The following is a 25,273-nucleotide window of genomic DNA, read 5'->3' on the forward strand; positions in this document are numbered from 1 at the left end:
CCATAATCGATTTAAAAGATAAGATAAATAATGGTTTAATTGGTTGTTTTTTGTTCAAATCATATAGCGCATATTCTTATTTTACTGACAGTAATCACTAGTTATAAAAAATACTTTAGAGATTTATTCTTGTTTTTAGGTTTGCTATTGCCTTTTTTCCCTATAAAAGTTTTACTTGTAGCCAGTTATTGGCGATTTTTTCTGTTTTTTGATTTTTAATCTTGCCTGATGTGATAAATCGTACACATTGTATTGTTTATCAACTTGTTAATTAGAATTCTATACCGCCATTTATAATTCAAAGAGTTACTGATTAGTTACTCTATATTTTCTAACACCGTTACAAAGATTTAACATAAAATATGGCTCATCGTTTAACATCCAGAGATATTCTTGCCTTAGGTTTTATGACCTTTGCGCTCTTCGTTGGTGCTGGAAATATCATATTTCCACCAATGGTTGGCTTACAGGCTGGCGAGCAAGTGTGGACTGCCGCGCTAGGCTTTTTGGTTACAGGTGTGGGGTTGCCTGTTTTAACCGTTGTGGCATTAGCCAAAGTGGGTGGGGGTATTGAAGCCCTAAGTACACCTGTTGGTAAAACGGCGGGGCTATTGCTTGCTGTTGTTGCTTACCTGTCCGTTGGCCCGCTATTCGCCACGCCTCGCACTGCGACGGTTTCTTACAAAGTGGGGATTGCACCGCTACTTGGTGGCGAATCAGATATATCATTATTAATTTATAGTGCAGTCTATTTTGTGCTAGTCATCGGTATTTCTCTATACCCAGGTAAACTGCTGGATAGTGTAGGTCACATACTGGCACCTGTAAAAATGTTAGCCCTTGCTATCCTTGGTGTTGCGGCTGTGCTTTGGCCGGCAGGTCAACCTATGTTATCAACAGATGAATACCGCGATATGGCCTTCTCAAATGGCTTTATCAATGGCTATTTGACGATGGATACATTGGGGGCAATGGTCTTTGGTATCGTGATTGTTAATGCGGCTCGTTCGCGAGGTATCGAAAACTCCTCACTACTGACCCGCTATACCATGTGGGCGGGGCTGATTGCGGGGGTGCTACTGACACTGGTTTACCTTTCACTATTTAAATTAGGTGAAAACAGCGCATCCATTATTCCAAACCCTCAAGATGGTGCTGATATTCTGCATGCCTATGTTCAGTATACATTTGGTAACTATGGTAGCTTCTTCCTTGCCGTATTGATTTTTGTTGCCTGTATGGTGACGGCTGTTGGTTTGACCTGTGCTTGCGCGGAGTTCTTTAGCCGCTATGTGCCAATCTCTTACCGCACGCTAGTCTTGGTACTTGGTGCATTCTCCATGGTCGTTTCTAATCTTGGATTAAGTAAACTGATTGCGTTTTCTGTTCCTGTATTAGTGGCGATTTACCCACCTTGTATTGTGCTTATTTTATTAAGCTTTACTTTAAAGTGGTGGCGTAACCCAAGTGTGGTGATTGCCCCAACCATGTTGACCAGTTTTATTGTGGGGTTAATTGGTGCAGCGAAAGCGTCAGATCATCTGAAAACGTATATTCCTGATTGGATGACTGGAATTCCGTTATATCAACAAGATTTGGCATGGTTATTACCATCATTTGTGGTGTTAATTGTAGCGGCAATTTGTGACCGAGTGATCACACCCGCAGCCGAACATAAACAAGCCTAAAAATATCAATATTCAATAATAGAAAAAGGAGCTTATTAGCTCCTTTTTTACTTCTTATTCTGACGGAAAAATATCATAAAAAGAAAGGTTTAAAATAAAAATAGTGCTTTTAATTGCAGTTATTACTTATTGTGATATTAATAATATAAATATGTAGACAAGAGTCATCTGTGATCTTTTGTTTATAAGAAATAATCTGCTATTGGAGCCTTGCATGAAAAAAAATGTTGCTAGCGTGATTGTTGATATTCTCCAAAATTCAGGTGTGAAGCACTGTTATGGCATCGTGGGTGATACCTTAAATTATGTCACGGATGCGATACATGAAAGTAAGATGGAGTGGATCCATGTAAGGCATGAGGAGGTTGGGGGATTTGCCGCCGGTGCCGAATCCTTTATTTCAGGCCAACTCACCGCATGTGCAGGCTCCTGTGGACCTGGAAGCTTACATTTTATTAATGGATTATATGAATCACATCGCAATGGCGCGCCTGTTATTTTGATTGCAAGCCAATTAGATACTAATACAACCGATAGTTCTTTCCCTCAATACGTCGATTTTAAATCCGTTTATAGTGAATGCTCAGTATTCTGCGAAGAAATTATTAGCCCTGATAAAGCGATTGAAGTGACAAAAAATGCCATTAGTGCAGCTTTAAGTCAAAAAGGTGTCGCTGTTATTATTCTTCCAGTAAATATAAGCAAGTCTGAAATAGACTATCCAAATAAAATAGCCGTCAATTATCATCAACCGCGAATTATCCCGGCTCAAGAAGATATTAAAGCGCTGGCAGATGTATTAAATAAAGGTAAGAAAATAGGTATTTATGCGGGAATTGGTAGTAAAGATGCCAGAGGAGCACTTCTTCAATTGGCAGAAAAATTAAAAGCGCCAATTGCACATACCTCACGAGCCAAAGATTTTATTGAATATGATAACCCATATAATGTGGGAATGACGGGAATGATCGGTATTGAGTCCGGTTTTACCATGTTAAAAAACTGCGATACTTTGCTGCTGTTAGGTACTGATTTCGCATGGCCTCAATTTTTCCCTGAAAAAGCAACCATCGTACAAGTTGATATTAATTTAGAAAATATCGGTAAACGCCACCCTGTCAATTTAGGGCTTAATGGTGATGTCAATGAAACCTTATTGCAATTATTGCCTTTAATTGACAATAAAACCGATGATGATTTTTTACGTAAATCTGTCGATTTGCACAAAAAGACACTCGAAAAAATTAGCTGGCTAGAAAAAGGGGCGAAAGCTCATGTCATCCACCCTCAATACCTTGCTCAGCTACTCGATAAGCATGCAGATAGCGACGCTATTTTTACGGCAGATGGGGGTTCTGCAATGGTTTGGATGCTGCGCTATATCAATACCAATGGGCAGCGAAGAACATTAACGAGCTTAAAACATGGCACCATGGCTAACGCAATGCCTCAAGCATTAGGATTGAAAAAAGCGTTTCCTAATCGCCAAGTGATCTCTATGTCAGGTGATGGTGGGTTAGCGATGCTATTAGGCGATCTACTCACTATGACGCAAGAAAAATTGGCGGCAAAAATCGTTATCATCAACAATAAATCGCTTAACTTTGTTGAATTAGAACAAAAAGTTGAAGGGTTATTGAATAACTATACCGATTTAGAAAACCCTGATTTTGGTAAGCTGGCGAGTGCGTTAGGGATGTTTGGTGAATCAGTTGAATCCCCAGAAGCATTGGAGGACGCTGTTATCCGCTTCCTAAATTATAATGGCCCAGCGGTATTAAACGTGCATACTTCACCGAATGAATTGGTTATGCCACCGAATGTAGAGCTTAATAGTGTTGTCGGTATGGGGCTTTATACGGCAAAAGCGGTTTTACATGGTCGTAGTGAAGAAGCGATCAGCCTTATTGTGGATAATTTTATTCGTAAATAACGCAAGGTAATTTCAGGCCGTGGGTCAACATCAAGGTGTTTGGCTGCGGCCATAAGAGATTGTGAAAACCATTAAAAATATCAATTTGTTGATTTTTTAGTAGATAATACTAAGCGGGTCTCCCCGCTTAGCTAATTATTTAAATGGCGGGTTATCCCGCCATTTGTTTTAAGTGTGGATTTTAATCGACACCAACGGCTTTACCGGCTGGACGACGAACATCATTTGAACCGTAGATATAGCCTTGGCGAACTTTGCCTGAAACTGCGGCATCATTGCCTGATGAGTCTGTTTTATCTCCTTTAGCATCCGGTACGGGCACCATAATTAACTCTGCTGCACCCCATGGTGTTTGTTCTACCATTTTGTAACCCATCTTATCGAGCAACGCTAAGGTATCTTTAGAGACACCACGCTCCTCATAGTAAACTTCATCGGGTAACCATTGATGGTGGATACGCGGTGCGTTCACGGCTTCTTGAGGAGGCATTCCATGGTCAATGATATTCAGGGCGGTTTGCAATGTGATTGAAATAATCCGTGACCCGCCTGGGGAGCCGAGCACTAAGAACACTTTACCATCTTTGGTCACTATGGTTGGGCTCATCGATGATAGTGGGCGCTTACCAGGAGCAATCGCGTTTCTTTCACCTTGAACTAAACCATACATATTTTTCTCACCGACTTTGGTGGTGAAATCATCCATCTCATCATTTAAAAAGAACCCTGTACCAGGTGGGATCACCACGGAGCCGAAACGGCCATTGATGGTATAAGTCGTTGAAACCGCATTACCTTTGTCATCGACAACAGAGTAATGAGTTGTTTCTGGTTTTTCATGTGGCCCTACACCGGGTTGGACTTGTGTTGATGGCGTTGCTTGGTTAGGTTTGATCTCTTTACGTAGCTCTTCTGCGTAGGCTTTACTCAATAACTTGTCGGTTGGGTTATCGACAAATGCCGGATCGCCTAGGAAAGTGTTTCTATCCATGTAGGCATGGCGCATTGCCTCTGTGAGAGTATGAATATATTCTGCCGAATTGAACCCCATCTCTTTGAGGTTATAGCCTTCTAAGATATTGAGTGTTTGGCAGATGGTTACCCCACCCGAGCTAGGCGGTGGTGCTGAAATAAATTTATAGCCTCGATAGGTACAGCTAATTGGTGTGGTGTCGGTGATCGTATAATTAGCAAAATCTTTTGCGGTTAAGATCCCCCCATTCTTTTTAGACGCTTCTTCTACGATCTTCGGTATTTCGCCTTCATAGAAAGCTTTAGGGCCTTCTTTCGCAATTTTTTCAAGGGTATTGGCTAAGTCGGTTTGTACTAACAGATCGCCAGGTTGAAAGGCACTACCATTAGGTTTTAAAAAAATGCGTGCGACTTCTGGGTCTTGCTTAAAGCGATCGACAGTGGTATCTAGGACATCGGTATCTGCCCGCGTTAAAACAAAACCTTCTCTGGCTAATTTAATTGCCGGCTCCATGACTTGCTGGCGGCTCATTGTGCCATATTTTTCGAGCGCATAATCAAGCCCTTTTACCGTTCCCGGAACCCCCGATGCGAGGTAACCATAGAGGCTGGCATCTTTTATTAAATTACCATTCTTATCTAAGTACATATTAGCGCTAGCGGCTTCTGGGGCGGTTTCTCTAAAGTTGATAAAAAGATCTTTGCCATTAGCAAGGTGAATGGTCATAAATCCGCCGCCACCAATATTACCACAGCATGGATTAACCACGGCTTGGGCATATCCCACAGCAACAGCCGCATCAACTGCATTACCGCCCGCATTAAGGATGTCGGCACCAATTTGAGAGGCTAGGTGTTGAGAAGACACAACCATTCCTTTTTTGGCCTCGACAGCAGGTTCTGAGGCGGCAAAGAGTTGAGGTGAGATAAGCAGTGAAAGTAATAGGACAGAGGGGCGCCATGATGTTTTTATCATTCGTATCTCCCGATGAATAAAATGGAATGGGCTTTTTATGAAATTGAGTAACACAATTAACTAATGTGATTCATTTGTTAATTAATTGTGTTCTTTATGTATAGCATAAAATAGCTGGAGAGACTGAAAGATACAATCGAGAAATGTTAACAATGTAGTGAAAAAATTAACTTAAAAATATAAAACAATGGGTTAAGCAGAGCCTGATCGTGGCTCTGCTTAGGGAGACCAATTTATTTTTGGTTGAACAATGCAATATGGATCCAGCCGTTATTGGTCAGTACCAATGGGCTTTGTTGTGATTTTTCAGCACGCTCTTGGGTTGATTTGATTTGTGGGTAGGCGGCAATGACTTTTTCATTTTTGGCCCAAGGTGCCACATCTTCAATTTTTTGTTTAAAGTTAGCGATAGAGATTTTTTGACCACCGCGCTCAGCTGGCTCTGTGAAATTCGTGACTTCAGTGACCACTAACTTACCTGTACAGAAGCTGCCACGCCCAGAAAATTCGGCTTTTGCTTCATCAAAGAATTTTTGACCTTCACTCGTTAAGGTAAATTCAACACCTTCACCTGTTTGTTCTGTTCCCCACATATCTTTGATAACGACTTTTTTTTCTGATTTGTTTAATAATCCAGCATCAACCAAACTATCTAATTGTTCTATTTTTCGAGTATTTGCTTGTGCTAAAAGCTCAGCAGGGAATGGGCCAGTATTGATACAAATAGCCGATTTAGTATCGAGATAATCTTGAATGGATTTTTTGAAATTACTTTCAGAGGCTGTTTGGTTGTTATCACAGCCTGCAAGCAAAGTACCAGCTATAACAACCGATGCTAACAGTTTAAATTTCATCGTTTTTTCCTACTTTACGATTGACGCTATATTGAGTTAAAAATGTAACTATTTATGGATAAATGTAACCATATTATAAATAGCAGTCCTGTAAAAGTATGGTGCGCTATATATCCTCAGATATATTGTTCTTTAGCATCAATTAAGAACTTTCTAGCAATAATTATTTGAAAAAAGACGAATAAAAAGCAGAGAATAAAGTAAAAGCGGGCAAATGGGATTGTCAAAAATAAAAAATCGGCATAAACCGAAGTTTATGCCGATCCATAAAAACAGTAAACGCTATGAATTATAGGCCAGTTGCGTTTTTAGTCAGGTAGTCAGCAACACCTTTAGGTGATGCGTTCATGCCTTCTTTACCTTTTTCCCATTGCGCTGGGCAAACATCACCGTGCTCTTCGTGGAATTGCAGCGCATCAACCATACGCAGCATTTCATCGATGTTACGACCGAGTGGTAGGTCGTTAACGACTTGGTGACGCACAACGCCATTTTTGTCGACCAAGAAAGAGCCACGCAGAGCAACGCCAGCTTCTGGGTGCTCAATGCCGTATGCTTTCATGATTTCACGTTTGACGTCAGCAACCATTGGGTATTTCACTTCACCAATACCGCCGTTATCAACAGGAGTTTTACGCCATGCGTTGTGAACGAATTCAGAGTCAAAAGAAACACCGATTACTTCCACACCACGCTTTTTGAATTCTTCATAACGGTGGTCGAACGCGATAAGTTCTGAAGGACAAACAAAAGTGAAGTCCATTGGCCAGAAGAAGATCACCGCTGGACGGCCGTTTAGGTGATTTTTCAGGTTAAAGTTGTCAACAATTTCACCGTTACCTAGAACAGCTGCAGCAGTAAAGTCAGGGGCTTGACGTGTTACCAGAACCATAATTTACTCCTATGAGTTTGAATTAAAGGTTTTATATCCATAATAGTTTAAACCACTTATTGGACCGCGTTAGGTGCCTAGTGATAGCGCTATTTTGCTGCTAGGAAGCCTTTCGCTGGTTGCCAACAAACCGTTCAAATTATTTAGGCAATATATCAAGAGAGAATATGAAATTCCCTACAAAGAATAAAGGTATAAATACCAATTTCTGTGATAGTTTTTATCTATCAATTATACTTATTTAACAAATTGATATCAATACAATAGTTTTATTACGGTAAAGTACAAGTGATAATTGATCAAGGCTTCAGTGTTGTGAGGTGACCGACAAATATTCCTTGTTCAGCCTGTTGTATCATTTGCGGATAAAACTGGAAAAAAATCTGTTCAAGTGGCTTATATTGCAATAAAAAGTCATCAAAAGAGCCGCTAAGCGCATGTAGTTTAGGCCGCCGACGTGCCATTCCATTCAATGATTGCCCTATATATGTTTTATCTGCATAGCGAATTAACCAATTTTGGGGCCAGAGAAACTCATTTAACTCCTGAAACTTTTCAGGCGTATGACGCAGATTAGGTTCAATTTGGCGACGTGCATAATAGATGAAATCGGCCAATCCGATAGTTTGTTCGATTTTAGACCAATGTAATGAGAGGAAATGATCCCATACAAGGTCAAGTGTGATCGGCGCGACCCGACGGTAATCCGGCCTGAACAGTGCGCGCGCTTCTTTGACTAAAGGGTGAGAGTCTGTCGCCTTATCAACAGCTCGATGCATAGTGATCCCCGCGACAACATCGGGCGCATAATGGCCTTCTGGGTTGCCACGAACGAAGTCGGCCATGATATTGCCCAATAGGGAGCTATTCGCTTTATAGGCAAGATGCAAGTGAGCAAGAAAGTTCATGTTGATATCATATACTCGATGCTTGGTAAATTATAGCCCGTTTACTGTGCACGCATCTTTAGATGTCTATGGTCTGTTGTTTTAACACGGATCTGAAATTGCCTAGAGATATCCGTTTAGCACGAAATCGAATAGCAAACAGCGATGCAGCGATGACATAAGGAAGAAAATTTTCGTGACTTGAGAAATATTTGTTAAATATTGAAGGTTTTTTCGGCAAAAATACGCTTATTTCTTGCGCCTTTGAGTGCTCAGCACTAGACTAGTCGCCTGTTTTTTTAGATTGAAGTTAAGACAATGCGTGTTTCCGATTTTACTTTTGAGTTACCTGAAGAATTAATTGCCCATTATCCTCAAGCGCAGCGAAGCGCATGTAGACTGCTAAGCCTTGATGGCCCAACGGGGCAGCTCACGCATGGTATTTTTACGGATATCCTTGAGAAACTGTCACCCGGTGATCTGCTGGTGTTTAACAACACGCGTGTTATTCCAGCAAGGCTATTTGGTCGTAAGGCGAGCGGTGGCAAAATCGAAATGCTGATCGAACGAATGCTGGATGAGCATCGCGTACTTGCTCATATTCGGGCATCTAAAGCCCCGAAAGAGGGTGCAGAGCTGATTTTAGGTGAAGATGAAAGCGTTAATGCGACTATGGTTGCGCGCCATGGGGCTTTATTTGAAGTGCAGTTTGATGATCAGCGCGATGTATTGAGTATCCTCAATGAAATCGGGCATATGCCATTACCACCTTATATCGACCGCCCTGATGAAGAATCGGATAAAGAACTGTATCAAACCGTTTATAGCCAACGTCCTGGCGCGGTTGCAGCTCCTACCGCTGGCTTGCATTTTGATGAGCCTTTATTGGATGCACTACGTGAAAAAGGCGTTGAAATGGCGTTCGTCACCTTACACGTCGGCGCGGGAACCTTTCAACCCGTGCGTGTTGACACTATCGAAGATCATGTCATGCATTCTGAATATGCAGAGGTGCCACAAGAGGTTGTGGATGCCGTATTGGCATGTAAAGCGAGAGGTAACCGTGTGGTCGCTGTCGGAACCACTTCTGTACGCTCATTAGAAAGTGCGGCAAAAGCGAGCCAAGATGCGCTCATTGCCCCATTTTTTGATGATACCCAAATCTTTATTTATCCAGGGTTTGAGTATCAAGTGGTTGATGCTTTGATCACCAACTTCCATTTGCCAGAATCGACACTGATTATGTTAGTTTCTGCATTTGCTGGATATCAAAATACTATGCAGGCCTATAAAGAAGCAGTAGCACAAAAATATCGTTTCTTTAGTTATGGTGATGCTATGTATATCACGCGTAATCCTGATGCTCGTTTTGAGCAGATTGGGCAGTAGCGTGAGTTAGATAGGCGGTGGATAAGCTGCTCGCCTGTGAAAGTTAATATCAGCAACAGACTGTTTTTCTGCTGCTAGGAGAAATAAACGTGAAATATGAATTACAAACCACGGATGGCAATGCGCGTCGTGGGCGCTTGATTTTTGAGCGTGGCGTGGTGGAAACCCCCGCTTTTATGCCTGTTGGTACTTATGGAACAGTCAAAGGGATGACCCCAGAAGAGGTCAAAGAAACAGGTGCACAAATTCTGCTTGGTAACACCTTCCATTTATGGTTGCGCCCAGGGCAAGAGATCATGAAATTGCATGGTGACTTACACGATTTTATGCAATGGCAAGGTCCTATCTTGACTGACTCAGGCGGTTTCCAAGTCTTTAGCCTTGGTGCTATGCGTAAAATTAAAGAAGAAGGTGTGCATTTCCGTAACCCTATTAACGGTGAAAAAATCTTCTTAAGCCCTGAAAAGTCAATGGAAATTCAATACGATCTCGGCTCAGATATCGTGATGATTTTTGATGAGTGTACGCCATATCCTGCCGATTGGGATTACGCGAAGACATCCATGGAGATGTCCTTACGTTGGGCTGCACGTAGCCGTCAACGCTTTGATGAATTAAACAACAAAAACGCACTATTTGGCATCATTCAAGGTAGTGTTTACGAAGATTTACGTGATATTTCAGTTAAGGGGCTGGTAGAGATCGGCTTTGATGGGTACGCTGTAGGCGGCCTCGCGGTAGGCGAGCCAAAAGAAGATATGCATCGTATCTTAGAACATGTATGCCCACAAATTCCGGCGGATAAACCTCGCTATTTAATGGGGGTTGGTAAACCGGAAGATTTAGTTGAAGGTGTTCGCCGTGGCATCGATATGTTTGATTGTGTGATGCCAACACGAAATGCGCGCAATGGTCATTTATTTGTCACGAATGGCGTGGTAAAAATTCGCAATGCGAAGTATAAATCGGATACTTCAACACTCGATCCTGAGTGTGATTGCTATACTTGCCGTCATTATAGTCGTGCGTATTTACACCATCTCGATCGTTGTAATGAAATTCTTGGCGCAAGGCTAAATACCATTCATAATTTGCGTTATTATCAGCGTCTAATGGCTGGTATTCGTCAAGCGATTGAAGATGGTAACTTTGAAGAGTTTGCGAAAGATTTCTATCAGAAGATTGGCAAAAGCCAACCTTCATTAAATATGGAATGAATTTAAGTGCGAAATGAGCTTAATCTGTGTAGCATATTAAGCTTTGCTGTACTTATGTTTTAAATAGCGTTCAATAACAATGAGGAAAGTTGAATGAGTTTTTTTATTTCTGAAGCAGCGGCATCTGCAGGCGCGCCAGCACAGGGCAACCCGTATACGATGATTATTATGCTCGCCGTGTTTGCTTTGATCTTCTATTTTATGATTTTACGTCCACAGCAAAAACGTGCTAAAGAGCATCGTAAACTGATGGAGTCAATCACTAAGGGCGATGAAGTTTTAACAACAGGTGGTTTGATTGGTCGTGTAACCAAAGTTTCTGATAATGGTTATGTTGTTCTTGAACTGAGTGAGAACACCGAAGTAACTATCAAACGTGATTTCGTTGCTGCTGTTTTACCTAAAGGCACAATGAAAGGTATTTAATTTCTGATTTTTCCCGAAGGGAACTGCCGTGCTAAACCGTTATCCTTTGTGGAAGTATCTGATGCTGATCGCTGCGATCCTCATCGGTCTGCTTTATGCGCTTCCAAACCTATATGGTGAGGATCCGGCTGTTCAAATCACTGGCGTGCGGGGAACCGCCGCCAATGAGCAAACGCTGATCCAAGTCCAAAAAACGTTAGAAAAAGACAATATCCAGAGCAAATCTATTGCCTTGGAAAATGGGGCTGTACTTGCCCGATTCAACAACCCGGATATTCAATTGCGCGCTCGTGAAGCACTGGTTAGCGCTCTGGGTGACCAATATGTTGTTGCATTAAACCTTGCACCTGCAACACCTAAATGGCTAGAAGCTGTTGGTGGTGAGCCGATGAAACTCGGTCTAGACCTGCGTGGTGGGGTTCACTTCCTCATGGAAGTCGATATGGACACTGCATTAAGTAAATTGCAGGAACAAAACATGGACGGTATACGTAACGATTTGCGCCAAGCAAAAGTTCCGTACTCTTCTATCCGTAAAGGCGACAATTACAGCGTTGAGATCCGTTTCCGTAATGCTGATGATCGTAGCCAAGCAGAGAAAATACTCCTTCGTAAGTTCCAAGATCTTGTATTTTCTAATGGTAACAATAATACCATGACTGCAGTTATGACGGATGAGCGTCTACGTGAGGCTCGTAACTATGCCGTATCTCAAAACATTACCATTATTCGTAACCGTGTAAACCAATTGGGTGTTGCAGAACCTCTTGTTCAGCGCCAAGGTGCGGAGCGTATTGTTGTTGAGTTACCTGGTATCCAAGATACCGCGCGTGCCAAAGAAATTTTAGGGGCAACGGCAACCTTAGAGTTCCGTTTAGTTAACCAAAGTGTTGACCCAGCAGCGGCAGAAAATGGCCGTGTGCCGGGCGATTCTGAGGTTAAGTATGATCGTAATGGCTTCCCTTACGTTCTGTATAAGCGAGTCGTCCTGACTGGTGACCACATCACTGACTCAACTTCAGGTAGTGATGAAAATGGTGCGCCACAAGTAAGTATTGGCCTTGATAGTGCGGGTGGCTCTGTCATGTCTGATTTTACCCGTGACAATCAGGGTAAACAAATGGCAACGCTGTTTGTTGAATATAAAGACAGCGGGAAAAAAGATGCCGAAGGCCGTGTAATTTTGATGAAAGATGAGAAAGTGATTAACGCGGCGAATATTTCTGCGCGTTTCGGAAGCCAATTCCGTATCACGGGGATCACTGATCCAAACGAAGCTCGTCAATTGTCGCTATTGCTACGTGCTGGTGCGTTAATTGCGCCAATCCAAATCGTTGAAGAGCGTACTATTGGGCCGACTCTTGGTTTACAAAACATTGAACAAGGTCTAAAAGCTTGTTTAGCTGGTTTGTTCGCCTCAATCTTATTTATGATTATTTACTATCGTAAGTTTGGTTTGATTGCGAGTACGGCGCTGTTTGCAAACTTGATCATGATTGTTGGGGTGATGTCCTTGTTACCAGGCGCCACACTGACCATGCCAGGTATTGCCGGTATCGTACTGACCCTTGCTGTCGCCGTCGATGCTAACGTTTTGATTAACGAACGTATTAAAGAAGAGTTGCGCAATGGGCGTTCAGTCCAGCAATCTATTCATGAAGGCTATAAAGGCGCTTTCTCAAGTATTATCGACGCAAACCTGACTACACTTATCACTGCAATTATTCTGTATGCAGTGGGTACAGGGTCAATCAAAGGCTTTGCAATTACGACAGCTATCGGTGTCGCCACCTCTATGTTTACAGCTATTATTGGTACACGTGCTATCGTGAACCTGCTATATGGCGGTAAACGTATCAACAAGCTGTCAATTTAAGGAGCACGTTGTGGCACAGGATTATACTGTTGAACAATTGAACTATGGTCGTAAAGTCTATGACTTTATGCGCTGGGACAACGTTGCCTTTGGGATTTCTATTGTATTACTGATCGCATCTATCGCGATTATTGGGATGAAAGGCTTTAACTGGGGCCTTGACTTCACTGGTGGTACAGTCATCGAAGTCAACCTGAGTCAGCCAGCTGATTTGGATAAAATTCGTGACAGTCTTTCTAATACGGCTCACAAAGATCCTTTAATCCAAAATTTTGGTAGCAGCCGTGACATCATGATCCGTTTACCACCTATTGAAGGGGTTGCAGGTCAAGAAGTCGGTAAAGAGATCATCACTATCATCAATAAAAATGTTGATGAGCAAGCGACAGTGAAGCGTATTGAATTTGTGGGGCCTAGTGTTGGGGCAGAACTTGCTCAAACAGGGGCACTTGCACTGTTAACGGCGCTTATCTGTATCTTGATTTATGTTGGTTTCCGCTTTGAATGGCGTCTAGCGACAGGTGCAGTATTAGCACTTGCCCATGACGTTGTGATTACGTTAGGTATTCTATCTTTGTTCCATATTGAGATAGATATGACCATCGTGGCGTCATTGATGTCCGTTATTGGTTATTCACTGAACGACAGTATCGTTGTATCTGACCGTATCCGTGAAAACTTCCGTAAAATTCGTCGCGGTACACCGTATGAAATTATGAACGTCTCTTTAACACAGACCTTAAGCCGTACCATTATGACATCTGCAACAACACTGTTAGTGGTGCTGATGCTGTATATCTTCGGTGGCGCGATGTTAGAAGGCTTCTCATTGGTCATGTTAATTGGTGTAACCATCGGTACGATTTCATCTATCTATGTGGCTTCTGCACTAGCACTGAAAATGGGTATGAAACGTGAGCACTTACTTCCACCGAAAGTTGAGAAAGAAGGTGCTGACCAAGAGTCTTTACTACCGTAATCCCCATTGGGTGAAAGTCGGTGGCTTAGGTGACTGAATGAAAGCCGTCTGGTGTGTTCTAAAAAGATGGCTTAAACATGAAAACACCCCGTTAGACTGCAAATGTACAGTCTTGCGGGGTGTTTTTTATTAAGCTCTGGGTTACACTGTTTACCCGAAATAAGAATCAGGAAACACTATGCACTGCCCATTTTGCTCTGCTGTAGATACGAAAGTAATTGACTCGCGTCTGGTTGGAGAAGGCTCTCAAGTGCGCAGGCGTCGTCAATGTCTGCTTTGCCATGAACGCTTCACCACCTTTGAAGTGGCGGAACTTGTTATGCCACGGGTAATTAAAAGTGATGAAGTACGCGAACCCTTCGATGAAGAAAAGCTAAGTCGTGGTATGCAAAAGGCCTTGGAAAAACGGCCCGTAAGTGCTGATGCCGTTGAACAGGCCATTATTTCTATCAAATCACAACTACGTGCAACAGGGGAACGTGAAATCCCTTCTAAAATGATTGGTAATTTAGTGATGGATGAACTGAAGAAACTGGATAAAGTGGCTTATATCCGCTTTGCTTCAGTCTACCGTAGCTTTGAAGATGTACGGGAGTTTGGCGAAGAGATCGCTAAATTACAGGATTAAGAACATGATTGAACAAGACCGCATCTATATGGCGCGGGCACTTGAGCTTGCCCAAAAAGGCCGTTTTACCACTTCACCAAATCCTAATGTGGGTTGCGTTATCGTACGTGATGGTGAAATTGTTGGTGAAGGGTATCACCAAAAAGCGGGTGAACCGCATGCTGAAGTTCATGCCTTACGCATGGCAGGAGAGAAAGCGAAAGGCGCTACCGCCTACGTAACATTAGAGCCATGCAGTCATCACGGTCGTACCCCACCTTGCGCTGAGGCTTTGATTAATGCGGGTGTTCGTCGTGTTGTGGCAGCAATGCAAGACCCCAATCCTCAAGTTGCAGGTCGGGGATTATATATGCTTTCTCAAGCGGGGATTGAAACCGCAAGTGGCGTATTGATGGAAGAAGCGGAATCATTAAACCGTGGATTTTTAAAGCGTATGCGTACAGCATTCCCTTATGTTCAACTGAAACTTGCAGCCTCCCTTGACGGCAAAACGGCCTTAGAATCAGGTGAAAGTAAATGGATCACGTCAGCAGCAGCAAGGCAGGACGTACAGGTATTGCGTGCGCAAGCGAGTGCAATTTTGAGTACCAGTAGTACTGTGCTGGCAGATAACCCTTCACTGACCGTACGTTGGAATGAATTACCTGCCGAGATACACGCTGTTTATCCGCAAAGCACATTGCGTCAACCAATTCGTATTGTTTTAGATAACCATAATCGCGTCACGGCGGAACATAAGGTCACCCAATTGGCAGGTGAATGTTGGTTAGTTCGCTCTCAACCCGAGCCTGATGCGGTTTGGCAGGGGCAAGTTGAACAGCTTGCTATTCCATCTGATGATAATGGTATTGACCTTGTGATCTTGATGATGCAGTTGGCTAAACGAAATGTGAATAGCATTTGGGTTGAAGCAGGACCAATACTCGCTGGCTCATTGTTAAAACTTGGTTTGGTGGATGAGCTGATTGTCTATATTGCTCCTAAATTATTAGGGGATACAGCGCGAGGTTTGGTGAATATTCCAGCACTTGCACATTTGTCAGATGCACAAAAATTTGAATTTACTGATGTGCAGAAAGTCGGTAATGACCTGCGTGTCAGGCTACGTCCTGTGTGGTAATAAAAGTTTTTTATCATTTTGCTAAAATTCAACCACGCGATTAACGAAAGAATGTGATAAAATCCGCGCCCCGCGGGTTATAATTAATATTAAAGGAAGGCTATGAACGTAATTAAAGGTGTTGTTGCCGCGCCACAAGCGCGTGTCGCCATTGCAATCGCTCGTTTTAACAACTTTATTAATGATAGTCTGCTGGACGGTGCTGTTGATGCTTTAGAGCGTATCGGCCAAGTGTCTCAAGATAACATCACTGTTGTCTGGGTTCCAGGCGCTTACGAGCTACCATTAACCGTTAAAGCACTGGCCGAAACGAAAAAATACGATGCTGTTATTGCATTAGGCACGGTGATCCGTGGTGGAACTGCGCATTTTGAATATGTTGCAGGTGAGTGCAGTTCAGGTCTTTCTCATGTCGCAATGAACAGTGAAGTGCCAGTCACTTTCGGTGTTTTGACGACTGAAAATATTGAGCAAGCCATTGAACGTGCTGGTACTAAAGCTGGCAATAAAGGCGCTGAAGCTGCTCTGACGGCATTAGAAATGATTAATGTACTTAAAGCTGTAAAAGGCTGATTTAGTTTTTATTTAAGGGGAATCTTGTGAAACCTGCTGCTCGTCGCCGCGCTCGTGAGTGTGCTGTACAGGCCATCTATTCATGGCAATTATCCGGTAATAATGTTTCCGATGTGGAATATGAATTTATTGCTGAACAGGACATGTCTGACGTTGACGTTATTTATTTTCGTGAACTGTTGTCGGGAGTCGCCAATAACGCTGCTAAGCTTGACCAGCTAATGGCTCCTTTCCTATCTCGCCAGCTTGAAGAGTTGGGGCAGGTAGAGAAAGCGATTTTACGTGTTGCTATGTATGAACTAAGCTACCGTGAAGATGTGCCTTATAAAGTTGCAATTAACGAAGGCATTGAACTAGCCAAAGTTTTTGGTGCTGAAGATAGCCATAAATTTGTGAATGGTGTTCTCGATAAGGCTGCGCCTTCTGTTCGTCGTAAAAAATAAAAATTGATCAGGGTTCCCTCCTGTAATACTACAGTAGTAATGAGGTAGGCTGGGTTCCGGCCTATCTTTGTCTTTTATGTCTAATTATCAGTGATGAAGTTGATAACTGGGCATAGCGAAAATGGAAAAGCTACCATGTCATATGGCGAATTTGACCTCATCGCGCGTTACTTTAACCGTCAAACAACAAACAGACGGGATGTGAATATTGGTATTGGTGATGACTGTGCGTTGATGACCATCCCAGAAAAACAGCAGCTTGCTGTGAGCACCGATACATTAGTTTCTGGTATCCACTTCCTTCCTGAAATTTCTCCAGCCGATCTTGCTTACAAATCATTAGCGTCTAATTTAAGTGATCTTGCTGCTATGGGAGCAGATCCGGCATGGGTTTCTCTAGCGATCACACTACCTCATGTTGATCCAGATTGGTTAGAGCAATTTAGCGATAGCTTATTTGAGCAAATTAACTATTACGGTATGCAGCTAATTGGCGGTGATACAACGCGTGGACCAATGAGCCTAACTTATACCGTACATGGCTTAGTACCGAGTGGGAAAGCATTGTCACGCTCAGGAGCCCGTAATGGCGACTGGATATACGTGACGGGCACACTAGGTGACAGCGCTGCGGGTTTAGCAATATTACAGGGGAAATTAGATATTGCTGATGAGAGCCAAAAGTCATGGCTAATTGGGCGTCATCTGCGTCCTCAGCCGCGTATTTTACAAGGGCAGGCGTTACGCCACTTAGCTTCTTCCGCGATTGATATTTCTGATGGTTTAATTTCCGATCTCAATCATATCCTCAAGGCTAGCGGCTGTGGCGCTCGTATTAATCTTGATGCTTTACCACTTTCCGAGGCGTTGCAACAAAACTGCTCTGTAGAGCAAGCACGCATTTGGTCGTTAAGTGGTGGTGAAGATTATGAGCTTTGCTTTACGATCCCTGAAGTTAATCGTGGTGCTTTAGAAGTAGCATTGGCTCATACAGGCGCTAATTTTACGTGTATTGGTCAAATAAAACCGCAATCAGAAGGGATCAGTTATTATTGTGATAATCAGGCGGTTGATGTTGCCCTTAAAGGGTTTGATCATTTTGCATTAACGGATGTTAATAGTTAAGTTGATAAAATAATCATGTTGTTTAGTGAACCCGTGTCAGTGATTGAGACGGGTTTTTTATTTTAAGCGATCAAAAAAGATCTTTTTGTTATCGTAATAATCCGTGTTGTTATTTTATATAGGTTACAAAGAGGTCATTACCGCGAATTTTTATAGAAAAATATAATAGGTTCTAGATAGAGGATATTAAAAATAGCGATTATAAAATTAGAGGAAATTACTTAATCTATTGAATCTATTTGATTTATTTTCTTTTTTGCAAAAGAAAGCTGCCAAAAGGCAGCTAAAATAAAAATGAGGCGTATATCTCATATAAATATGAGACATTTATGTCAATAATGACAAAAATTATTATGAGGGTAATTGGGTATTAACTTCATACTGAACTTTATTTGAGATAAAAGCAAGATCCTTTTAAAAGAATTTTAGCTTAGTTTGATCTTATCGATGATCAAAATAATTTTATCTTAAATAAGAAAAATGAAATTTCACATAAGGAAGCGGGGATTATAATGGAAGATCGATTAAGGAAGAATATTGAGAAAAACAGGTATTGTTATTATCACAATACCTGTTTTTTACTATAGGTTATGATTTCTGCTGATATTGTTCGATTGCGTGAATAATACCTTGACTATCGAGACCTAAGTCAGCAATAAGCTCTTCTTGGCTGCCTTGCGGTATAAAGAAATCAGGTAAACCAAGATTTAATACAGGTATCATCTTATGTTCGCGCATCAGGAATTCGTTAACACCACTGCCTGCACCGCCCATGATAGCATTCTCTTCTAGCGTGACTAACATGTCATGGCTGTTTACCATATCGAGGATCAGTGCTTCATCTAATGGTTTAACAAAGCGCATATCAACAACGGTTGCATTAAGCGCTTCGGCAGCGACGAGCGCATGTTTGAGTAATGTACCGAAGCAGAGGATGGCAATTTTTTCCCCTTGGCGACGAATGACCCCTTTACCAATTGGTAGTGGTGCAAGAGGTTGTAATTCTGCTCCAGTGCCTGTTCCGCGAGGGTAGCGTACCGCGCTAGGGCCATCTTTATAATGGTAACCAGTATGTAGCATTTGGCGGCATTCATTTTCATCACTTGGCGTCATGATAACGAGTGTTGGAATGCACCGTAGGTAAGAGATATCAAATGCCCCTTGGTGAGTTTGGCCATCAGCCCCAACAATCCCCGCACGATCAATGGCAAATAAGATAGGGGTTTTTTGAATCGCAACATCATGGATCACTTGATCGTAACCGCGCTGCAAGAAAGTGGAGTAAATCGCGACGATCGGATTATAACCTCCGATAGCTAAGCCAGCGGCAAAGGTAACGGCATGTTGCTCGGCGATGGCGACATCGAAGTATTGGTTAGGGTACTCTTTGGAAAAACGCACCATTCCTGACCCTTCACGCATAGCCGGTGTGATAGCCATGAGCTTATCATCGTTTTGGGCTTCTTCGCATAGCCAATCCCCAAAAATCTTAGAAAATGTAGGACGGGTCTCTTTACTCTTAGGCAGGGTAAATGTGCTTGGATCAAATTTAGGAACAGCATGCCAACTGATCGGATCTTTTTCAGCAGGCTCATAGCCACGACCTTTTTTGGTCATGATATGTAAGAACTGAGGCCCTTTCAGATCACGCATATTTTTCAAGGTTTGCACAAGCGCAACGACATCGTGACCATCAACAGGGCCGATGTAGTTAAAACCTAACTCTTCAAACATGGTGCCAGGAACGACCATGCCTTTGATATGTTCTTCTGTTTTCTTTAATAGCTCTTTAATCGGCGGCATATTAGAAAACACTTTTTTACCACCTTCACGCAAAGTGGTGTAGAGCTTGCCAGAGAGCAGGTGAGCAAGATGGTTATTCAGCGCCCCAACATTTTCAGAAATCGACATTTCGTTATCGTTGAGGATGACTAACATATCAGGAGCAACATCACCGGCATGGTTCATGGCTTCAAATGCCATACCCGCAGTAATCGCACCATCCCCAATGACACAGACGGTTTTGCGGTTTTTATCTTCTTTTTCAGCGGCAATGGCCATACCTAAACCGGCACTAATTGAGGTTGATGAGTGACCAACGCTCAATACGTCATATTCGCTTTCGTCACGCCAAGGAAAGGGATGCAAACCATTTTTTTGACGAATGGTATCAATGCGATCTCGGCGACCTGTTAAAATCTTATGGGGGTAGGCTTGATGGCCCACATCCCAGACAAGGTTATCGAAAGGAGTTTTATAGACATAATGTAATGCAACGGTGAGTTCAACGGCGCCTAAACCAGAGGCAAAGTGACCGCTAGATCGACCAACACTACTAAGTAAAAATTGCCTGAGTTCATCACACAGCTTCGGCAGGCTTTCTTTCGGCAGCAGACGTAGCTCTTCCGGTGTTTCTGCCAGCGCTAGTGTTGGATACTTAGCGATATCAATACTCATTAGGGGGCCCACGACTATTTATAATTGTTAATAAGGTAATAACGCTGGTTAATTCCAGCGTTTGAATTTAGCTATTATGCCACTTTTATTATCAATAGTATGAATAGAAAGCAGCATTGTATACTCGTTATGATCTCGATGGCAGCGTTATTGACTATGTTCACGCGTGCTGACCATAGATTTTTGTATGATCCTAGCAACTTGTTCGCTTCTCGCCTAGCCGCATCTTTAATCGTTTGAGAGTATGTAAGATTAGCTTTTACGCTCGATAATGAAATTCGCTAGGGCGACTAAAGTTTGTGTATTATAGCCTTCTGCTTCAATGGCTTTTAACGCTTCCAACGCATTATAATACAGCTCGCGAGCTTTTTCTTGAGCCGCTTCAAGTCCTAGCAAAGATGGATACGTGCTTTTCTCATGCTCAGCATCAGCGCCTTGGCGTTTGCCTGTCACTTCACTATCACCAATCACATCCAAAATATCATCTTGTACTTGGAATGCGAGGCCAATAGATTCTGCATACTTATCTAATGCAGGTAGTGCCTTATGTCCTTTTATTCCAGCGGCATAAGCACCCATACGAATAGCTGCTCGTATTAATGCACCCGTTTTGTGTTGGTGAATACGTTCAAGGGCTGCAAGATCAACACGCTTGCCCTCAGCCTCAAGGTCGAGTGCTTGACCACCACACATACCCGCTAGACCACTGGCATAAGCGAGTTCTGACAACATAGCAATTCGGTCTTTGTCAGTAACATCAGGCATTTCTGCGGAAGACAGTAGCTGGAAGGCTAATGTTTGTAGCGCATCACCCGCCAAAATGGCATTCCCTTCACCAAATTTGATATGGCAAGTGGGTTGCCCACGCCGTAGGTCATCATCATCCATAGCAGGGAGATCATCATGAATTAATGAGTAGGCGTGAATACACTCAACCGCTGCCGCTGGCGCATCAAGATTAACAGAATCGACACCCAGCATGCTTCCTACAGTATAGGTCAAAAACGGGCGTAGGCGTTTCCCCCCAAGTAGTGCACCATGTTTCATGGCAGCGGCAAGGGGTAAATCAGAGAAAGGAAGCGCATCTAAGGCATTTAGTAAATACTGGTTAACTCGCTCATACGCTTGTTGTTGCTGTATCGTGAAGCTATTAGGGTGTTGTTCGGACATAATTTATTCGGTATCTGGTGAAAAATCATCAAGAGCTTTATTTTCATCATCGCTAAGCAGGATTTGCACGCGTTGCTCAGCCTGTTGCAGGACTTTTTGCCCTTGTTTAGCGATTTGGATGCCTCGTTCAAACTCATTGAGCGCATCTTCAAGTGGTAGTGAGCCAGACTCAAGGCGAGAAACAATTTCCTCAAGTTCTTTGAGTGAGTTTTCGAAGCTAACTACAGGTACTTGCTGAGATTTTTCTTTAGCCATCTTTCTTTAACCACAAATATTTAATCATTCAATCAAAGGATTGTATTAATTGAGCAGACTAACTTAGTCTCGCGCTGGATACAATTTATTATTGGTGTTTTTAGATTCAACACACAAGATAGTGCTATAATACGCCTCTTTATTGACAATTGGTAACCTGTACGTGTGTCACTTTTAAAATACGTTCACTTGCCCCTATAACATTAACATGCTGCTATTATGAAGTTTATCATTAAGTTATTCCCAGAAATTACGATTAAAAGCCAGACCGTTAGGCTACGTTTTATTAAGATCCTTACCAGCAATATCCGTAATGTCCTGAAGCCGTTGGGCGAAGAAATCGCGGTTGTCCGTCATTGGGATAACATTGAAGTGCGTGTTAAAGGGGAAACGAAACACGACGAAATTTGTGACATGCTGACGCGCATTCCCGGTATTCACCATGTGTTAGAAGTTGAAGAAAAGCCGTTCACCAGTTTGCACCATATTTATGAGATGGTGCATGACTCTTATGCGCCTTCGCTAGAAAATAAAACTTTCTGTGTGCGCGTCAAGCGAAGAGGGAAGCATGAGTTTACTTCTATTGAGGCGGAGCGCTATATCGGTGGTGGCTTAAATCAACATATTCCTTCTGCGAAAGTGAAGCTGACAGCCCCCGATGTTACGGTGCATTTAGAGATAGAAGACGAAAACTTGATCCTCGTAAAAGCACGCTATGAAGGTATTGGTGGTTTCCCTATTGGGACGCAAGAAGATGTATTATCACTGATCTCTGGGGGCTTTGACTCTGGGGTATCAAGTTATATGTTGATGCGCCGTGGTTGCCGTGTTCATTACTGCTTCTTTAATCTAGGTGGAGCGGCTCATGAAATTGGTGTTAAACAAATTGCCCACTATCTCTGGAACCGCTTTGGTAGTTCCCATAAAGTCCGTTTTATTGCGGTTAATTTTGAGCCTGTTGTGGCAGAAATCTTAGAAAAAGTAGATGACGGACAAATGGGCGTTGTCTTGAAACGCATGATGGTCCGTGCCGCTTCAAAGGTTGCTGAACGCTATGGCGTTCAAGCGATAGTGACAGGGGAAGCATTAGGGCAGGTATCAAGTCAAACATTGACCAATTTGCGTTTGATTGATAATGCGTCTGACACTTTGGTGTTGCGTCCTCTTATCTCTCATGACAAAGAGCATATCATCAAAATTGCCCGTCAAATTGGCACAGAAGATTTTGCGAAAACCATGCCTGAATATTGTGGTGTGATTTCGAAAAGCCCTACTGTTAAAGCAGTGAAAGCGAAAATTGAAGCGGAAGAAGCCAATTTTGACTTTAGTATCTTAGATCAAGTCGTTGAGCAGTCACAAAATATTGATATTCGCCAGATAGCCCAAGAAAGCCGTGAACAAGTCATGGAAGTGGAAATGGTGAGTGAGCTTGCGCCTGAGCATGAAGTGATTTTAGATATTCGCTCTACGGACGAACACGAAGAGAAGCCATTATCCATTGAAGGGATTGAGGTTAAGCATATCCCGTTTTACCGCTTGGGTACTCAATTTGGCGATTTACCAAAAGATAAAACCTACTTGTTATATTGCGAGCGCGGGGTGATGAGCCGTTTACAAGCTCTTTATTTGCAAGAGCAGGGGTTTAATAATGTAAAAGTCTATCGCCCGTAACCGAGTCATGTCATAACTAAGATAAAGGCCGAACGGTATCATCGTATCGGCCTTTACTATTACTGCTCTAAATAATCATTAATCCCATTAGGTAAAATTAATTGAGATGCAACCTTGCCGGCGATATCGCGGCCAACCAGCAACTCAATCAATTTCAAGGCGAAATCAAAGGTTGTTGCTGGCCCTTGGCTCGTTAATAAGTTGACACGCTCATCAAAATAGACTCGCTTATCAACCCATTTATTTGCCGCAATTTGATTTTTCATCGTGGGATAACCTGTCATATTCCCGATTGGAAATAACTGGTGGTATTCCAATACCAAAGCAGGAGCGGCACAAATCGCGGCTACAATTTTACCATCAAGGTGCATTCTCCTCGCTTTTTCCACGACTAATGGGCTGTCGCGGAAGGTTTCGGCTCCTTTTACTCCACCGGGAAGAACAATCGCATCAAAAGGTTCATCAGCCACCTTGATAATTGGGGTATCAGCGACAATTCTGACGCCTCTAGAGGCGGTTATTTCAATAGAGCCATCGTCAGTCACACTAGCTAATGTAACCTTGATCCCTGCTCTTACTAATAAATCAGCAGTGGTTACGGTTTCGATTTCTTCACTACCATTGGCGATGCATATCAGTACGGAAGCCGTCATTTTTTTCTTCTCGCTGTTTAATAAAATGGTACAAACGATCATTCTCTGGTGTGCTTAGGCCATGCGCTCTTGCTTGTTTAATGAGATAGCCTGTAATGTAGTCGATTTCGGTTCGTCGCTTATTACGAATGTCTTGTAACATTGAGGAGTAGTTACTCGCCGTACTGTGAATAATGCCATAAATATAGTCAACAAGCTGGGCTTTATCAGTATGCAGTCCTTCAATAGCCATCACTTGGCATATTTCATCAATTAGCAAATTAATTTGCTGTGAATGATTGAGTAAATCACCATTTTTACAATTATGAAGAATAGTGAGAGGATTTATCACACAGTTGACGGCAAGTTTCTTCCAACACGTCGTCAGGATCTGGTTATGCCATGCGACATCTGGAAGGGCCTCATGCAAAATATCGGCAATGGGGTAGTAATTTTCAGCCAGTGAGTTAACGGCTCCGATATGGGTTATACCATTAGCGACATGAAAAACTTGGTTGTTTTCTTGCCAAGCTGCGTGGGTGGTGATGCCGGATAAAAAAGGATGGCGTAAAGTGCCTAATTCATCAAGGGTCCCCATGCCGTTATGAAGTAACAGGATCGGGCAGGCGTCTGGTATATTATGCAGTAAAGGCAGTAGCGCATCGGAGACTTGCCATGCCTTCAAACACACAATAACCAATTCACTGTTTTGTAAATGATTGAGGTTATTGCAAGGGATCCATTCACGAAAAATACGGCCATCGGGTTCGTTGACATCAACAAATAAGTCAGATTGGGCTATACGTAGCCAGCCTTGTATATCGTGCCCTTGCTGACTTAACGCGGCGAGCCATAATTTACCAATAGCACCACAACCGATAAGCGTTATTTTCATATTCCCCCTCTGGGTATTAGTCAGGTTCAAGCCAATAGTTATTTAATGGTCAGTTTTAACCCTTTCAAATTGCAGCTAGGTGTTAAAATCGTCATCTGATGGGTAAACACATAGCCAATGGTGCTGCGCTTGAAGCTCGACGAGTATAGATGCTTGTAAATTCATATATCAAGTATAGTGCTTTTGCTCTTAATAGAAAGAAGCTATCATGCATC

General features: G+C 42.6%; 22 protein-coding genes. 13 read left to right on the plus strand and 9 right to left on the minus strand.

Going from position 1 to position 25,273, the window contains the following annotated elements; genetic code table 11:
• Positions 1–362 precede the first annotated feature (362 nt).
• Together brnQ and PSF11_RS07455 are read left to right on the plus strand one after the other, a co-directional pair.
• Positions 363–1,688 (plus strand): branched-chain amino acid transport system II carrier protein, encoded by a 1,326-nt coding sequence (brnQ, locus tag PSF11_RS07450; protein WP_004926953.1) that lies wholly within the window; start codon positions 363–365, stop codon positions 1,686–1,688.
• 214 nt (positions 1,689–1,902) lie between these two features.
• Positions 1,903–3,621: a thiamine pyrophosphate-dependent enzyme gene (locus PSF11_RS07455; RefSeq protein WP_060560965.1), complete on the plus strand. Its 1,719-nt coding sequence runs from the start codon at positions 1,903–1,905 to the stop codon at positions 3,619–3,621.
• Between the two features lie 181 nt (positions 3,622–3,802).
• On the opposite strand, the gene ggt is transcribed toward PSF11_RS07455, so the two are convergent.
• The 4 genes from ggt to PSF11_RS07475 all read right to left on the minus strand — a co-directional run bounded on the left by ggt (position 3,803) and on the right by PSF11_RS07475 (position 8,223).
• Complete coding sequence (gene ggt / locus PSF11_RS07460) at positions 3,803–5,569, minus strand: gamma-glutamyltransferase (protein WP_004926960.1); 1,767 nt, start codon at positions 5,567–5,569, stop codon at positions 3,803–3,805.
• Positions 5,570–5,802: 233 nt separating this feature from the next.
• The gene (locus PSF11_RS07465; protein WP_004926962.1) at positions 5,803–6,423 is read right to left on the minus strand and encodes a hypothetical protein; all 621 of its coding nucleotides are present in this window, start codon (positions 6,421–6,423) and stop codon (positions 5,803–5,805) included.
• 289 nt (positions 6,424–6,712) lie between these two features.
• Complete coding sequence (locus PSF11_RS07470; protein WP_004926964.1) at positions 6,713–7,315, minus strand: peroxiredoxin C; 603 nt, start codon at positions 7,313–7,315, stop codon at positions 6,713–6,715.
• A 299-nt stretch (positions 7,316–7,614) separates the two neighbouring features.
• Positions 7,615–8,223, minus strand: coding sequence for an acyl carrier protein phosphodiesterase (locus PSF11_RS07475; RefSeq protein ID WP_014656782.1), 609 nt, complete (start codon positions 8,221–8,223; stop codon positions 7,615–7,617).
• 297 nt (positions 8,224–8,520) lie between these two features.
• Between PSF11_RS07475 and queA the strand changes: the two genes are divergently transcribed.
• The 10 genes from queA to thiL all read left to right on the plus strand — a co-directional run bounded on the left by queA (position 8,521) and on the right by thiL (position 17,978).
• The gene (gene queA, locus PSF11_RS07480) at positions 8,521–9,591 is read left to right on the plus strand and encodes a tRNA preQ1(34) S-adenosylmethionine ribosyltransferase-isomerase QueA (protein WP_072502522.1); all 1,071 of its coding nucleotides are present in this window, start codon (positions 8,521–8,523) and stop codon (positions 9,589–9,591) included.
• 89 nt (positions 9,592–9,680) lie between these two features.
• The gene (tgt, locus tag PSF11_RS07485) at positions 9,681–10,808 is read left to right on the plus strand and encodes a tRNA guanosine(34) transglycosylase Tgt (protein ID WP_004926970.1); all 1,128 of its coding nucleotides are present in this window, start codon (positions 9,681–9,683) and stop codon (positions 10,806–10,808) included.
• A gap of 93 nt (positions 10,809–10,901) precedes the next feature.
• On the plus strand, positions 10,902–11,234 hold the full coding sequence (gene yajC / locus PSF11_RS07490) for a preprotein translocase subunit YajC (protein ID WP_004926971.1): 333 nt from the start codon (positions 10,902–10,904) through the stop codon (positions 11,232–11,234).
• A 28-nt stretch (positions 11,235–11,262) separates the two neighbouring features.
• Complete coding sequence (secD, locus tag PSF11_RS07495; protein ID WP_014656779.1) at positions 11,263–13,110, plus strand: protein translocase subunit SecD; 1,848 nt, start codon at positions 11,263–11,265, stop codon at positions 13,108–13,110.
• Positions 13,111–13,120: 10 nt separating this feature from the next.
• Positions 13,121–14,089, plus strand: coding sequence for a protein translocase subunit SecF (gene secF / locus PSF11_RS07500; RefSeq protein ID WP_014656778.1), 969 nt, complete (start codon positions 13,121–13,123; stop codon positions 14,087–14,089).
• Between the two features lie 178 nt (positions 14,090–14,267).
• On the plus strand, positions 14,268–14,717 hold the full coding sequence (nrdR, locus tag PSF11_RS07505) for a transcriptional regulator NrdR (RefSeq protein ID WP_004926977.1): 450 nt from the start codon (positions 14,268–14,270) through the stop codon (positions 14,715–14,717).
• A 4-nt stretch (positions 14,718–14,721) separates the two neighbouring features.
• Positions 14,722–15,837, plus strand: coding sequence for a bifunctional diaminohydroxyphosphoribosylaminopyrimidine deaminase/5-amino-6-(5-phosphoribosylamino)uracil reductase RibD (ribD, locus tag PSF11_RS07510; protein ID WP_072502521.1), 1,116 nt, complete (start codon positions 14,722–14,724; stop codon positions 15,835–15,837).
• Between the two features lie 102 nt (positions 15,838–15,939).
• Positions 15,940–16,410 carry a 6,7-dimethyl-8-ribityllumazine synthase gene (gene ribH, locus PSF11_RS07515; RefSeq protein WP_004926982.1) on the plus strand — a complete coding sequence of 157 codons (471 nt, stop codon included), beginning with the start codon at positions 15,940–15,942 and terminating at the stop codon, positions 16,408–16,410.
• 26 nt (positions 16,411–16,436) lie between these two features.
• Positions 16,437–16,853, plus strand: coding sequence for a transcription antitermination factor NusB (gene nusB / locus PSF11_RS07520; RefSeq protein ID WP_004926984.1), 417 nt, complete (start codon positions 16,437–16,439; stop codon positions 16,851–16,853).
• A gap of 135 nt (positions 16,854–16,988) precedes the next feature.
• Entirely contained in the window at positions 16,989–17,978 is a 990-nt protein-coding gene (gene thiL, locus PSF11_RS07525; protein WP_014656776.1) for a thiamine-phosphate kinase, read from the plus strand.
• Between the two features lie 588 nt (positions 17,979–18,566).
• On the opposite strand, the gene dxs is transcribed toward thiL, so the two are convergent.
• The 3 genes from dxs to xseB form a co-directional block, all read right to left on the minus strand.
• Positions 18,567–20,435 carry a 1-deoxy-D-xylulose-5-phosphate synthase gene (dxs, locus tag PSF11_RS07530; protein WP_014656775.1) on the minus strand — a complete coding sequence of 623 codons (1,869 nt, stop codon included), beginning with the start codon at positions 20,433–20,435 and terminating at the stop codon, positions 18,567–18,569.
• Positions 20,436–20,687: 252 nt separating this feature from the next.
• Positions 20,688–21,605, minus strand: coding sequence for a (2E,6E)-farnesyl diphosphate synthase (gene ispA / locus PSF11_RS07535; protein ID WP_004926990.1), 918 nt, complete (start codon positions 21,603–21,605; stop codon positions 20,688–20,690).
• A gap of 3 nt (positions 21,606–21,608) precedes the next feature.
• Positions 21,609–21,860, minus strand: a complete 252-nt coding sequence (xseB, locus tag PSF11_RS07540) for an exodeoxyribonuclease VII small subunit (RefSeq protein ID WP_004926992.1) — start codon at positions 21,858–21,860, stop codon at positions 21,609–21,611.
• A gap of 219 nt (positions 21,861–22,079) precedes the next feature.
• Here xseB and thiI point away from each other — a divergent pair, with 219 nt between their 5' ends.
• Positions 22,080–23,531, plus strand: a complete 1,452-nt coding sequence (thiI, locus tag PSF11_RS07545; RefSeq protein WP_004926994.1) for a tRNA uracil 4-sulfurtransferase ThiI — start codon at positions 22,080–22,082, stop codon at positions 23,529–23,531.
• Between the two features lie 59 nt (positions 23,532–23,590).
• On the opposite strand, the gene yajL is transcribed toward thiI, so the two are convergent.
• Together yajL and panE are read right to left on the minus strand one after the other, a co-directional pair.
• Positions 23,591–24,184: a protein deglycase YajL gene (yajL, locus tag PSF11_RS07550; RefSeq protein ID WP_004926996.1), complete on the minus strand. Its 594-nt coding sequence runs from the start codon at positions 24,182–24,184 to the stop codon at positions 23,591–23,593.
• Positions 24,147–25,058, minus strand: a complete 912-nt coding sequence (panE, locus tag PSF11_RS07555; RefSeq protein WP_004926998.1) for a 2-dehydropantoate 2-reductase — start codon at positions 25,056–25,058, stop codon at positions 24,147–24,149. Before panE ends, yajL begins: the two co-directional genes overlap by 38 nt.
• Positions 25,059–25,273 lie beyond the last annotated feature (215 nt).

Origin of the sequence: Providencia sp. PROV119, assembly GCF_028482435.1 — a bacterium.
Classification (GTDB): domain Bacteria; phylum Pseudomonadota; class Gammaproteobacteria; order Enterobacterales; family Enterobacteriaceae; genus Providencia; species Providencia stuartii.